At 55.9% G+C, this 13,909-nt stretch carries 11 protein-coding genes; 6 read left to right on the top strand and 5 right to left on the bottom strand.

The window, feature by feature from the left end:
- Window positions 1-118: 118 nt before the first annotated feature.
- A complete protein-coding gene (locus DS739_RS03105; RefSeq protein WP_035354143.1) occupies window positions 119-2,236 on the bottom strand; it encodes a hypothetical protein in 2,118 nt (705 codons plus the stop codon).
- A gap of 384 nt (window positions 2,237-2,620) precedes the next feature.
- On the opposite strand from DS739_RS03105, the gene DS739_RS03095 reads away from it, so the two are divergent.
- The 4 genes from DS739_RS03095 to DS739_RS03085 all read left to right on the top strand — a co-directional run bounded on the left by DS739_RS03095 (window position 2,621) and on the right by DS739_RS03085 (window position 6,478).
- Window positions 2,621-3,841 (top strand): NADP-dependent isocitrate dehydrogenase, encoded by a 1,221-nt coding sequence (locus DS739_RS03095; RefSeq protein ID WP_035354144.1) that lies wholly within the window; start codon window positions 2,621-2,623, stop codon window positions 3,839-3,841.
- Window positions 3,842-4,005: 164 nt separating this feature from the next.
- Window positions 4,006-5,022: an NAD(P)/FAD-dependent oxidoreductase gene (locus DS739_RS03090; protein ID WP_006117144.1), complete on the top strand. Its 1,017-nt coding sequence runs from the start codon at window positions 4,006-4,008 to the stop codon at window positions 5,020-5,022.
- A gap of 21 nt (window positions 5,023-5,043) precedes the next feature.
- Window positions 5,044-5,211, top strand: a complete 168-nt coding sequence (locus tag DS739_RS14115) for a hypothetical protein (protein WP_156100446.1) — start codon at window positions 5,044-5,046, stop codon at window positions 5,209-5,211.
- A gap of 10 nt (window positions 5,212-5,221) precedes the next feature.
- Window positions 5,222-6,478, top strand: coding sequence for a D-amino acid dehydrogenase (locus DS739_RS03085; protein WP_006117143.1), 1,257 nt, complete (start codon window positions 5,222-5,224; stop codon window positions 6,476-6,478).
- 256 nt (window positions 6,479-6,734) lie between these two features.
- Here the strand turns inward: DS739_RS03085 and DS739_RS03080 are convergent, their stop codons facing one another.
- Both DS739_RS03080 and typA read right to left on the bottom strand, forming a co-directional pair.
- Entirely contained in the window at window positions 6,735-7,043 is a 309-nt protein-coding gene (locus DS739_RS03080; protein WP_035354148.1) for a hypothetical protein, read from the bottom strand.
- Between the two features lie 353 nt (window positions 7,044-7,396).
- Window positions 7,397-9,214, bottom strand: coding sequence for a translational GTPase TypA (typA, locus tag DS739_RS03075; RefSeq protein ID WP_035354155.1), 1,818 nt, complete (start codon window positions 9,212-9,214; stop codon window positions 7,397-7,399).
- Window positions 9,215-9,355: 141 nt separating this feature from the next.
- Here typA and DS739_RS03070 point away from each other — a divergent pair, with 141 nt between their 5' ends.
- Both DS739_RS03070 and DS739_RS03065 read left to right on the top strand, forming a co-directional pair.
- Window positions 9,356-9,856 carry a hypothetical protein gene (locus DS739_RS03070; protein ID WP_081461462.1) on the top strand — a complete coding sequence of 167 codons (501 nt, stop codon included), beginning with the start codon at window positions 9,356-9,358 and terminating at the stop codon, window positions 9,854-9,856.
- A 64-nt stretch (window positions 9,857-9,920) separates the two neighbouring features.
- Window positions 9,921-11,075: an MFS transporter gene (locus tag DS739_RS03065; protein ID WP_006117139.1), complete on the top strand. Its 1,155-nt coding sequence runs from the start codon at window positions 9,921-9,923 to the stop codon at window positions 11,073-11,075.
- Between the two features lie 13 nt (window positions 11,076-11,088).
- Here the strand turns inward: DS739_RS03065 and DS739_RS03060 are convergent, their stop codons facing one another.
- Together DS739_RS03060 and pyk are read right to left on the bottom strand one after the other, a co-directional pair.
- Window positions 11,089-12,303: an SMP-30/gluconolactonase/LRE family protein gene (locus DS739_RS03060; RefSeq protein ID WP_035354156.1), complete on the bottom strand. Its 1,215-nt coding sequence runs from the start codon at window positions 12,301-12,303 to the stop codon at window positions 11,089-11,091.
- 143 nt (window positions 12,304-12,446) lie between these two features.
- On the bottom strand, window positions 12,447-13,907 hold the full coding sequence (gene pyk / locus DS739_RS03055) for a pyruvate kinase (protein ID WP_006117137.1): 1,461 nt from the start codon (window positions 13,905-13,907) through the stop codon (window positions 12,447-12,449).
- Window positions 13,908-13,909: the final 2 nt, after the last annotated feature.

Raw genomic sequence — 13,909 nt, 5'->3', positions numbered from 1 at the left:
CTGGCTTGCACCTGCTACAACCGGCTGAAGGTTCTGCCGCAGATATTTCCTTGCAATTAAACCCCGAACAAAAAAGCCGATCAGACCAAGCTGACCGGCTTTTGCCAAAACACCCTAATTAAGCGTTGTCCTGCATAAACTGGCGCAGATCCTGTTCTAAAACAGCGCCATCATGTTCCAGCAGCGCATCCTTGCCACCTACATGGTGTGGCATCACCATTAGGGATGTGCCCTCATCCATAAAGCGTATCCGCAAGTCATTCCAACGTGGTGCAACAAAGCGAGAATAAGCCTGTGCCAGTGCACACTGATCAATGCACCAGTTGCTTGGATTTTCCGGGCTATATGTCCGCTGAACATAATTGTGCAGATACCGCCCGATCTGGGGCAGAAGTTCCGTTTCCCCAAAATAGGACAGGCCCGCACCAAAGCCCCACGGTTCTCCGGCTATCTGTTTGCCTTCATGATTATACGCATACAGCCGGAACCCGTAATCCGAACCGGATTTGAGTTCCTGCCACAAAGCAGGGAAATCGTGCGGGAAGTAGCCATCACAATCCGCTGTCAGCACTGGGCAATGCCACTGGCCCACAATATGCGGCAGCATAAGGTAACGGATGCACGTATAGGCGGCCTTGTTCGCATGGTTAAGCTGCCCATGCGTGAAGGAGACATCCATCCCCCTGTCTTTTTCCGAGAAAAAGGCCACCAGATCCCGCATCAAGGTCAACTGCTCATCCGTTGCCCGATCCACCCCTAAACAAAGGCGGAAGCGCCCCTGTTCTGGATGAGCCTGACACACCCGCATTAAAGACATGACAAGCTTGGGCACAAAGCGGAAATACGCACTATCGCACCCAAAAACCAAACAGGCATCTGGGGCATCTGGCTCTGCCCGGCCGGGCGCCACACTGGAATGCCAGCTCCAGCCCGCAATGCCCAACTGGTCTGTTACCTGTTGTTCATGCAGGTTATATGCGGCGGCTTCTGGCAACCATATGTAAACACCGCAATTGTAATCAACAGCCTTGATACCGGAATCTTTGGAAAGCTTGCGGGCCGTAACGTAATGTGGGTCTGCGCTGGCCCGATCCTGATTGAGCCATGCGTAATGGCCTGCCACAACTTGGTTCCAGTATTGCGCCCTGTTCTGGGCTTGATCGGCCTGTACCAGTTGCAGCCGCTCTTCCTGCGTGCTGGCAGAAGCCACTTGCTCAAACTGATATGAATACGCCTGCCGCACATCTTCTGCCCGCAGCATAGAAGCAGGCAAAGGCACCATTAAAAAGTTAAAGGCGGGGTCAAACTCTTCTGTATCCGGCAGTTCCTTCAAGGCAGAAGGCAGCAAAAGCAACGCAGCCTCTCCCTGTGCTGTCCGCTGTACCAGATGTGTGAGCTGTTCGGGTATGGGGGCATCACCAAACCGGCCTTTCAGCGCCAGATTGGCTAAATCTGCGGCCTGCTGGGTCTCACCTTCCCGCAATGCCAGAATAGCAGAAAAGAGATATAAATCTGGCCGGAAATCCTGCAACGCGGCGCACAATACCGCCGTGCGCGCCAAGCCGAATTGCCCAATTTTGGCGCAATTTTTTGCCAGATCCAACAAACAGCCTGAATCTTCTGGGGCTACAAGCAAACGTTGGCGGGCGGCCTGTGCGGCTTGCACAAATGGGCTTTCACCCATTGCCTTTATCTGCGCCGCCAACGCCACCATAAAAGTTTTTTGCACAGGCAATGGGCTTGGTTGCAGAACACTTTCCGGTTCCCGCCCATCGGAAATAATAATGGCATCACCTTTTTCACGCAGGAAAAGCGTACGCAAATCCCAATTATGCTCGCCAAGGCACAGCTTGAAATAAGAAAACGAAACCCGCTCGGCGGTCTGCTTGCCCGCAATCAGCCATTTCCCCTGCGCCAAACGGGCCAGCAATGGCACATGCTGGCTGAGCACTGGTGCAAAACGCTCCCAATTCTGGTTATGGGGCACCCAACCCAACAAGCCATCTGGTTGGTTCCACATAAACTGCGTACCATTTTTTAAACTTACCAGACCTTTTGCTTCGCCACTTTGTTCAACCTGAGGCCGGATATCTGCAAACCCAAGCAGGCTGTTTCCATCAGCCGATAACTGAACCACGTTCCACTGCGGAGAAACGGCCTGTGCAACCGGAATACCCATAAGATAAAAATCACGATGTGCCAGAATGTGCCCGTGAAATGATATAAAAGAAAACATGCCTCAGCTTACCCCGGCTGCCCGTTCCATATGCGGAATCATGATTTTGGCTGACACTTGCATACAGGCGGCCAGCCATTTTCCTTAATGATGCACATAGTTAGCATAACATCTCCCGCGCGGGCACCTCTTGAGCGGTATGGGATAATCCGCCATCCCAACCCTGACATGTTTGTGATAACAGGGCCTACCCCGCAAAAAACAAAGATTTTGGCCCGCGCATAAGCGCCATTGCGCCTGATAGCGGCAGTTCTGTCCTGATCGTGAACAGCGCTGTGTTGCATCCCCGCTTATGGTCTCAATTCGCGCACTGCATGATGCCTATGCGTATTCCGCATCTGCGCGCAACGAATGCAAGACACTCTTCGAATCGGATGCAGTATTATGGCTAAAATCAAGGTCAAGAACCCGGTGGTGGAAATGGACGGGGATGAAATGACCCGTATCATCTGGCACTTCATTCGTGAGCGCCTGATTCTGCCCTATCTGGATATTGACCTGAAATATTACGATCTGGGCATAGAAAACCGCGATGCCACGGATGACAAGGTAACCGTAGAAGCCGCAGAAGCCACCAAGCGCTACGGCGTGGCCGTAAAATGCGCCACCATCACCCCGGATGAAGCACGGGTGAAGGAATTTGGGCTGAAAAAAATGTGGCGTTCACCCAACGGCACCATCCGCAACATTCTGGATGGCACCATCTTCCGTGAACCCATTATCTGCTCCAATGTACCGCGCCTTGTGCCGCACTGGACAAAGCCAATCGTGATCGGCCGCCATGCCTATGGGGATATCTATCGCGCTGCGGAAACCAAAATTCCCGGCCCAGGCAAGGTGACGCTCAACTACATTCCCGAAGATGGCGGTGCGCCCATTACGCTGGATGTGCATAACTTCAAAGGCCCCGGTGTGGCGCTGGGCATGCACAATACCCGTGCCTCTATTGAAGGGTTTGCCCGTGCCTCTCTCGCTTATGGGCGAGACCGCAAGCTGCCAGTGTATCTGTCCACCAAAAACACCATCCTGAAAGCCTATGATGGCATGTTCAAGGATGTGTTTCAGGAAGTGTACGAAAAGGAATTCAAGGCCGAGTTTGAAAAGCTGGGCCTCACCTACGAACACCGCCTGATTGATGACATGGTGGCCAGCGCCCTTAAATGGCCGGGCGGTTATGTATGGGCCTGCAAAAACTACGATGGTGATGTGGAAAGTGACATTGTGGCACAAGGCTTTGGCAGCCTTGGGCTGATGACATCCGTGCTGCTGAACCCCACGGGCGATGTGGTGGAATCCGAAGCCGCGCATGGCACCGTAACGCGCCATTACCGTGAGCATCAGAAAGGCAAGCCCACCAGCACCAACCCCATTGCCTCCATTTTTGCATGGACACGCGGGTTAGCTTATCGCGGCCGCTTTGATGATACGCCAGACGTTGCGCACTTTGCCGATACGCTGGAAAAAGTGTGCGTGGATACGGTTGAAGGCGGGCAGATGACCAAGGATCTGGCACTGTTGGTTGGCAACGGCACCAAATGGCTGGACACGCAGCCTTTCCTTGATGTGCTGGATGAAAAACTCAAGCAGGCTTTAACCAAAGGCTAAGCTTTCTGCCGCACATCTTTATTGTTTTGTCATGTCTGCGTACCCCGAAGCAATTTTTTGCTTCGGGGTGTTGCTTATTCTAGGCCATTGCGCACCAGCCCGTGCTGGCGCAAAACAGAAACTGTATTTTAATGTAACCAGATAAGGGAGCATCACGCCACGCCATGACTGATACGCCAGCAGAAACAGACGTAGCCATAATTGGCGCTGGCCCAGCCGGGCTTTTTGCCGCTTTTCAGTGCGCCATGCTGCGGCTGAACTGTGTATTGATTGATGTGCTGCCAGAAGTAGGCGGCCAATGCGCGGCCCTGTATCCGGAAAAGCCAATTTACGATATTCCCGCCTGCCCCGCTGTAGAAGGCGCGCAGCTTATTGCCCGGCTGGAAGAACAGATTGCCCCGTTTAACATCCCACGCCTGCTAAAACACCGGGTAGAAAGCCTTACAGGCAACCGGGGCAACTTTACACTGGGTACCAACCAAGGCACCACGCTAAAAGCCAAGGCCATTATTATTGCCGCTGGTGCGGGGGCATTTGGCCCCAACCGTCCGCCGCTGGATGGTTTGGAAGCGTTTGAAGATACCGGGGCCGTGCAATATTATGTACGCCGCAAAGCCGATTTTGCAGGCCGCCGTATTGTTATTGCAGGCGGCGGCGATTCCGCGCTGGATTGGGCGCTTTCCTTAAAAGACAACGCCGAAAAGCTCTACCTCGTGCATCGGCGGGACAGGTTCCGGGGTGCGCCAGAAAGCCTGCGCCAGTTGGAAGAGGCTGTAGCTGCCGGGCAGATTGAAAAGGTTGTGCCCTATCAGCTTCATGCCCTGCACGGCCAGAATGGCGCGCTAAAAGGTGTAGAAGTAGCAGACCTGGATGGGGCCACCCGTATGCTGGAAGCCGATGTGCTGCTGCCTTTCTTTGGGCTGGCAACAGATCTGGGGCCTGTGGCGCGGTGGGGAATGGATACCATGCGCTCGACTATTCCCGTCACACCTTCCAGTTGTGAAACCAGCCTGCCGGGCGTGTTTGCCGTAGGCGATGTGGCCACCTACCCCGGCAAGCTCAAGCTGATTTTGCAAGGGTTTAGCGAAGCCGCCATGGCCGCCCATGCCATTTACCCCATTGTAAACCCGGATCAGGCACTGCACTTTGAATATTCCACCAGCAAAGGCGTGCCTGCCTAAAACCAACATCCTTATGGCGACATGGCTCAAACTGGGCGCAACATGCCGCCGTTTTTTAAATCATTTTTGCTCAGCCCCACTTACGCATACCTCCTTACAGTGTGCGCCATGGCCGTTTCCTTACAGGTTCTGGCGTGGTGGGGCGCAGCAAGCTATGGTGCCCGCCTGATCTATTTACCTTTTTTGTAAGGATAAAACCGTGCAAGTCATCATTCTCGGCGCTGGCGTTATCGGGGTGACATCGGCCTGGTATCTGGCCAGCCTTGGGCATGAAGTCACGGTTATAGACCGCCAGCCCGCCTCAGCGCTTGAAACATCGTTTGCAAATGCGGGGCAGGTTTCACCGGGGTATTCCACACCTTGGGCTTCTCCCAGCCTGCCACTTCAGGCCGCCAAGTGGATGCTGCACCCCAAAACCAGCCCGCTGGTTATTCGCAAACGGTTTGATCTGGCCATGCTGCGCTGGATGGAACAGCTTTTAAAAAACTGTAACGCCCATGCGTATGACATCAACAAATCCCGCATGTTGCGCATTGCCGAATACAGCCGCGATTGTCTGGATGCCCTGCGTGCAGAAACCGGCATTACGTATGATGACAGACAGCGCGGGCTGATCCAGCTTTTCCGCACCAACAAACAAATAGATACCGCCCAGCACGATATGCGCCTGCTGGCAGAAGCCAACATTCCGCACCAGCTTTTGGCGGTGGATCAGGTTCTGGAGCACGAACCCGGCCTTGCCCATGCCAAACATCTGCTCACGGGTGGGCTGTTCCTGCCCGGTGATGAATCGGGCGATGCGCATGTTTTTACCCAAAGATTGGCCCGCATGGCGGAGGCCAAGGGGGTGAAATTTGTGTATAACACCACCATTTTGGGGCTGGATGCCGCAGCGGACAAAATTATGTCTGTACGCACCAGTGCTGGGCACTTCCGGGCCGATGCCTATATTGTGGCCATGGGCAGCTATAGCCCGCTGCTGCTGCACCCGTTGCGCGTGCATCTGCCGGTTTACCCCGTAAAAGGCTATTCCCTTACCCTGCCCCTTACGGATGAAACCCACGCCCCCATGTCCACCGTGAATGATACATCTTACAAGCTGGCCATTACGCGGCTTGGCAACCGTATCCGGGTAGGTGGCACGGCGGAGCTAACGGGTTACAGCCAGAAGCTCAGCCCAGACCGGCGTGAAACTCTGGAACTTTCTTTTTCAGAACTGTTTGGTGGGGGAGATCTTTCCGCCGCAACATATTGGACAGGCCTGCGCCCCTGCACGCCAGATGGCACCCCCGTTATTGGCCCTGTGCCCAATTTTAAAAACCTGTGGCTCAACACCGGCCACGGTACGCTGGGCTGGACAATGGCCTGTGGTTCTGGCCGCCTGATTGCAGACCTTGTGCATGGCAAAAAGCCCGATATTCCGGCGCTGGATCTTTCCATCAGCCGGTATAACTAAGCGCACACCGCGCTTATGGCCGCTGCAGCGCAAACCCCGATGGCAGCAAGCTGAATACGCATGGGCTGGCCCCCATAAAGCTGCCTGCACACCATGCTGATAATCTAGCCCATTCCTAAAAAACACCCTTTGCATAGCACACAAAAAAGGCCGCGGTGGCAGATACCACCAGCGGCCTTTTTGTATTCCGCAGCTTTACGCCACAGCAGGCAGGGTGCACCACGCCTGTAACGCAGTGCCCCTTTCTACCGGGTGATTACTGAGCAGATTCGGAAGAAGAAGAGTCAGCAGTTGCGGCCTTCTTTTTGCCGTGGTGCTTGCCACCTTTGTGCTTGCCTTTGTGGCCTTTGTGCTTGCCCTTATGAGCAGCTGCACCTTTGCCTTCTTCGGTTGTTTTACCAGCTTCTTCAGCAGCCGGAGCAGCACCTTCTGGGGCCGGAGCGCCAGCTTCTGGGGCGGCGGCAGCAGCCGGAGCCGGAGGAGCAGCTTCCTGAGCGAAGGAAGGAGCAGCAACACCCAGCAGGGCAACGGTGGACAGAGCCGCAAGCAGACGACGAGAAATCATAGAATATCTCCAAAAACCTGTGGTCCAATCCGCCTCATGCAGGACAACCCCGCATCCAGCACATAGACCGGTTTATGTGTTGATTGTTATCACGGCAGAAGCATAGCGTCTTGAGCTAAAATTTGTGCAATCTTTGCACATATCATCGCCCCGCCACTTGACAGCCGCAAACCAGCCATATTGGCGCTGGCAAAACCTAAAAAACCGCCCGGTAACAGGCGGTTTTTATAGGAAAACGCACTTTAAACGCTCTGTATGTGACAAAATGATGTAACCGAAAAAAATACGCCCACACCACAAACGCGCCACACTTACAGGCTGCCCAAACGCTGGGCAGCCCACAAGTTACAGAATCAGTCTGCTTTTTTGCCGCGCTTCTTGCGTTCGTTCGGGTCCAGATACCGCTTACGCAGACGGATGGCAGATGGCGTTACTTCCACCAGTTCATCGTCTTCAATGTAAGCAATTGCCTGTTCCAAAGACATACGGCGCGGCGGGGTCAGCAGCAGGGCTTCGTCCTTACCGGCAGCACGCATGTTGGTCAGCTTCTTTTCACGGATCGGGTTTACTTCCAGATCATTCTCACGCGAATGCTCGCCAATGATCATGCCCTGATAAACCGTTTCACCCGCATCTACGAACAGCGTGCCACGATCCTGCAATGAGAACAGGGAATACTGGGTGGTTGCCCCGTTTTCCGCAGAGATCAGAGACCCGTTGCGGCGGCCTTCCACGGTGCCTGCATAAGGCCCGTAGTGGGAATACAGACGGTTCATAATACCCGTGCCGCGCGTGTCGGTCAGGAACTCACCATGATAGCCGATCAGCCCGCGGGATGGGATGATAAACGTCAGGCGCACCTTGTCACCACCAGAGGGGCGCATGTCCTGCATCTGGCCTTTGCGGAGAGACATCTTTTCCACCACAACGCCGGAATAGGGTTCGTCCACATCAATGGTCACTTCTTCGTAAGGCTCTTCGCGCTCACCCGTTTCTTCATTGGTGCGGAACAGCACGCGCGGGCGGCCGATTGTCAGCTCAAAGCCTTCACGGCGCATGGTTTCAATCAGCACACCAAGCTGAAGTTCGCCACGGCCAGCCACTTCAAACGCTTCACTTTCCGGGCTGTCTGTGACGCGAATAGCAATATTGCTTTCGATTTCCTTGAACAGGCGGTCACGAATCTGGCGAGACGTTACCTTCTTACCTTCACGGCCACCCAGTGGGCCATCATTCAGGCGGAAGGTCATGGACAGTGTTGGCGGATCAACCGGAATAGCTTCCAGCGGGGCATCTACTTCCGGAGCAGCAATGGTGTCTGGAATAGTGGCTTCGGACAAACCAGCCACGGCCACAATGTCCCCTGCTTCCACTTCTTCCACACCCACGCGGTCCAGACCACGGAAGGAAAGCAGCTTGGTCAGGCGGCCTGTTTCCACCACGGAGCCATCGGCCCGCAGCACCTTAACAGGCATGTTCACCTTGGCGCGGCCCTGTTCCACACGGCCTGTCAGCACGCGGCCCAGAAAGTTATCACTTTCCAGAATTGTGGCTGTCATGGCGAAGGGCTTGTTTTTGTCCAGATTCGGGGCTGGCACATGGCGCAGGATCAGCTCGAACATCGGGCTCAGATCTTTACGTGCACCGTCCAGCGTTTCATCTGCCCAGCCCTGACGGCCAGAAGCAAACAGCATCGGGAAGTCAAGCTGTTCATCATTTGCGCCAAGGGCTGCAAACAGATCAAAAATTTCGTTGTGCACTTCATCGGGGCGGGCATCGCCACGGTCAATCTTGTTCACAACCACAATGGGCTTCAGGCCACGGGCCAGTGCCTTGCCAACCACAAACTTGGTTTGCGGCAGCGCACCTTCGGCGGAGTCCACCAGCACAATGGCGCCATCCACCATGCTCAGAATACGTTCCACTTCCCCGCCGAAGTCGGCGTGTCCGGGTGTATCAATAATGTTGATACGGGTATTGTTCCAGACAACGGAAGTGCACTTGGCAAGAATGGTAATGCCACGTTCGCGTTCCAGATCGTTGCTGTCCATTGCGCGTTCGGCAACGTGCTGGTTTTCGCGGAACGAACCCGACTGCTTGAGCAGTTCGTCAACCAGAGTCGTCTTGCCGTGGTCAACGTGGGCAATGATGGCGATATTGCGGATATCCATGTAAAGGCCTGATATTCCCTGCGGGCCACGCCACCGCTTTCTGCCTGAAAGGGTGGAGGATGGCTTTGCTAGTGTTTGCTTGGGCAGACAAATAGCCGCCCGCGCGCAGGAATGCACGCAAAATCCTCACCAGTGCGTATCATGGCTGCCACCGGGGGTGGCCGCACAAGGGCCGCACAGCTTGCATTTACCCCCTTATGGTGGTGTGCTTCCGGCCTTGGAACACATTATATTGAAAGGGTTTTTAGCATGGATATTCAGGCCATAGATCAAACTTACAACCAGTTTCAGGCACAGGCCCAACAATCTGCCACCGCCCTGCAAACACTGTGCGGCAAAATGCAAACCGCTGCCGATGGCGGGGATATGCAGGCGCGTGAATGGTTGCTGGATCTGAAAGAACTGGCCCTTTCCCTGCGGGATGAGCAATCTCAGATTATCAATTTGCTTCAGGCTTTGCACACGGCCCTTGCCACGCAGGTGCAGCAGAATGTGGCCCCGCCGCAGCCCTCCGCCCTAAGTTCCGTTAAGCCGGAAGTAGAAAATGTGCTGGATGATGTCATTAACTCCGGCTTTGCGCATTCCTTGGCATCTGGCGCGGGTTTTGGCATTGGCAACACACTTATCAATAAACTGTTCTAAATACGCGCACGCCTAAGGGTGTGAAGGCTGGCTCCGGCGCACGCAACCCGCTACAAGCCAGCCTATGCTGCTTCACCCTCCTGCGCGCTCTATTGTCAGCGCCGCCCCTACTCTTTCCCTTACTGTTGTAGGGCTAATGTTTGGGCTGGTTATGGGGCTGGGTGCGCCCCTGTTTACGCTGGAAATGGTGGATCTGGGGTTTGGCACCGGCATGATTGCCGCCAACACCATGATGCACGCTATCGGCTCCTTGGCCATTGCACCGTTTATTCCGCGCATCAGCATGGCTTTAGGCCCCAAACGGGCTGTTACGCTGGCTTTGCTAACAGGCGCGGCCACGCTGGCCCTTTTTCCGCTGTTGCCGTCCATCTGGGTGTGGTTTGGCCTGCGCGCCGTGCTGGGGGCTGCGTGCGAGATTATTCTGGTGCTTTCTGAAAGCTGGCTGAACCAGATTACGCCAGACCACGCCAGAGGCCGCGTGATGGGGCTTTACAGCACGCTGCTTTCCGTTGGCATTGCCGCAGGCCCTGCCTTGCTAACGGTAACGGGCCGCACCAGCGCCCTGCCCTTTGCCTGCGCCAGTATTGCCCTTTTGGTTACCACCTGTTTGGTTGCCGCGCCGTGGCTGCCACATCCGCAGCTTACACCCCCGCAACGCCCCAGCCTGCTGCGCTACCTGCCTTTGGCCCCCATAGTCATTGCCGCCACGTTGCTGATTGCCATGCTGGATTCGGCAGCCACCTCTTTTCTGGCCCTCTACGCCATGCACTCCGGGTGGTCAGAACATGCGGCCACACTGTTGCTGAGCATCATGCTGCTGGGGGCCACGGCGTTTCAGATTCCCATTGGTTGGATAGGAGACCGCACAAGCCGCCGCTGGCTTCTGGTCTCATTAGCCGGGTTGGCTGCGGGGGGCGCGTTGTTGTGGCCGGTCGCCATTCACCACATTGGGTTTGCCCATGTGCTGCTGTTTGCTTGGGATGGCGTGTTTGCCAGTATTTACACAGTAGCCATGTCTGTGGTGGGAGACCGCTATAAAGGGGGCGATCTGATAGCCATTTACACCCTCAGTTCCCTGGCATGGGGCGCGGGGGCGTTTGTTGGGCCTGCGCTGGCGGCCAGTTCCATGGCGATAACGCCAGATGGCTTGGCATGGTTTGCCGCCGCTGCCTGCGCGCTGTTTGGCCTGCTGCCCTTACTGCTGAAAAAAAGCGCTTAACCCCTCTGTTTTCTCAGGCTGGGGCTGCGCCTTGGGTGTTCACCTGCAAGCGATAGAGCGAATCCCCCGCGCACATAAACAGCCAATCCCGCTTGGGGCCGCCAAACGTAAGGTTAGAAACGCTTTGCGGTAGGCGAATACGGCCAATAAGGTGCCCTTCGGGGTTGAACACAAACACCCCGCACAGCCCCACCGGCCCGCTAACGCCGCACCAGATATTGCCATGCACATCGGCCTTCATGCCATCTGGCCCCATCTGCACGCCTTCAAAACGCATGTTGGTAAACAGGCGCGGGTTGGAAAGTGGCAGTTCTTCCTTGTGCAGATCAAACACATGCACGGCCTGATCTCCATCATGCCCATGCCCGCCCGGCTGCTTGCCAGAGGAAACAACATAAAGCCGTGAAAAATCGGGCGAGAAGCACAAGCCATTGGGGTTGGGCAACTGTGCCTGCGTAAGCACCACATCAAGGTGGCCCATTGCATCTACACGGAAGGTATGATCGGCCTGCCGCCGCGTGCCACCCAATGTTCCAATAAGTTCTTCCCCTATTTTCCAGCGGATATGCCCATCTGGGTTGGCCTCACCACCCGGCATGTCGGCATGGCCCTCGGCCACGTTGTCTCCATACCCCGGATCGGTAAACCAGATGCTGCCATCTGGGTGGGCTATCACATCATTGGGGGAGTTGAGGGAGTGGCCCTCAAACTTATCTGCCACCACATGGGCAGACCCATCATGTTCCCACCTAATCACGCGGCGCAAAAAATGCTCGCACGTAATCTGGCGGCCCTGATAATCAAACGTGTTGCCGTTAGCGTGGTAGGATTCCGGGCGGAAAACCGTTACCTCTCCCGTTTCCCACAAATAGCGGTACTGCTGGCTTGTCACCACATCGCTGAACAGCAGATACCGCCCTTGAGAGGACCACGCAGGCCCTTCCAGCCATGTGCCTTTATTCCATACCCGATGCAGGCCAGCATTGCCGTACAACAGATCCCGAAAGGAGCGATCAATCACCAGCACATCGGGGTCTGGCGTGTAAACGGGAGGAGCATTTGCCCCCCATTGGCGTGGTGGATTGGTGGTAACATCGGGCGGGCGCACAGTATCGGGCAAAATCTCATCCGCCCCACGGGCCAGCACCGGGGCCGCCACGGTTGCAGAAAGCGCGGTTATGCCTTTAAGCATTGCACGTCTTGCCAGCCTGCTACGTGGGGGTGCCATTATGCCTCCTGCGTTTACCGGACAATCTTTGCCGTATGGAGCGGGTGCATACTGCCTTGGCCCTGCACTGTCACCCCTTTGCTGTGGCAACCCCTTTGTGCAAAGGCAAAGGGCCATTGCAAACCCTTTGCCCTACACGGGTTTCAACCAATACGCGCCACACGCAAAAGGTTGGTAGAACCGCTTACGCCAAAGGGCACGCCAGCGGCTATCACGACGGAATCACCTTCCTGCCCTATGCCAGCACGGTTCACGACATCCAGCGCTGCTTCCACCACATCTTCCACCGTGGTTGTGGGTTTATGCGGCGCGCTTACAAAGGCCCGCACGCCCCACACCAACGCCAAGCGCCGGGCAGATGTATGCGTGGGGGTAATACCCAGAATGGGGCATGTGGGCCGTTCACGCGCAATACGCAGCGCCGTGGGGCCACGGTGCGTATAGGCCACAATGGCCGGAGCCTTGAGCGTATCCGCCACTTGCTGCACGGCGCTGGCAATGGCATCGGCCACATAATCTTCTGGGGCCAGACGGGCGGCGGCCATGTGGGCCTGCCAACCGGCATCTTCTTCCACCCGCCATAAAATACGGTTCATAATCCGCACAGCCTCACGCGGATATTTGCCCGCCGCAGATTCGGCAGAAAGCATCACCGCATCTGCACCATCAAACACGGCGGTTGCCACATCCGATGCCTCGGCCCGCGTGGGGGTTGGGGCGGAAATCATGCTTTCCAACATCTGGGTGGCCACCACAACGGGTTTGCCCAGCCTGCGGGCCGCACGAATAATGCGCTTTTGCACCAGCGGCACGGTTTCGGGCGGGAGTTCAACGCCCAAATCTCCACGCGCTACCATCACCGCATCAGACAGCGCCAGAATGGCATCCAGATTTTCAACGGCCTGCGGTTTTTCCAGCTTAACCAGCACGGCGGCGCGTTCACCCACCAGCGCGCGGGCCTGCGCCACATCCTCGGCCCGCTGCACAAAGGAGAGAGCCACGTAATCCACCCCCAGATCCAACGCAAAAGCCAGATCCTTGCGGTCTTTTTCTGTAAGAGCGGGAATAGGCAGCGCCACATCCGGCACGTTCACACCTTTATGGTCAGAAAGCGGGCCACCTACATCCACCCGCGTTTCTATCCAGTCTGGCCCTACCTTTTCCACCACAACAGCCAGCTTGCCATCATCCATCAGCAGGCGGCTGCCGGGGCGCACGGCACTGATAATTTCTGGGTGTGGCAGATTAACGCGGTGTTCATCCCCCGGTGTGTCAGACAGATCAAACCGAAAGGCCGCACCGGGCTGTAGGGTTACACGGCCTGCGGCAAAACGGCCCACACGCAGCTTTGGTCCCTGCATATCAGCCAGAATACCAATGGGAGTGCCCAATTCTGCCTCTACCTGCCGCACAATGGCATGGCGGGCGGCATGATCTTCATGCGTGCCGTGAGAAAAGTTAAAGCGGAACACATCCGCCCCGGCCAAAGCCAGATCGCGGATGGTTGCATAATCTGAAGAAGCCGGGCCGAGTGTGGCCACAATTTTAGTACGGCATGTTTGCGCCTGTTCTGCACCCGCACCCTGTTGTGTGGATTCAGCCATGT

It is taken from the genome of Acetobacter sp. JWB, from assembly GCF_003323795.1.
GTDB classification, from domain to species: domain Bacteria; phylum Pseudomonadota; class Alphaproteobacteria; order Acetobacterales; family Acetobacteraceae; genus Acetobacter; species Acetobacter oryzifermentans.
Note: the sequence above shows the minus strand (reverse complement) of the source record. Positions and strands in the feature narration are given on the sequence as shown.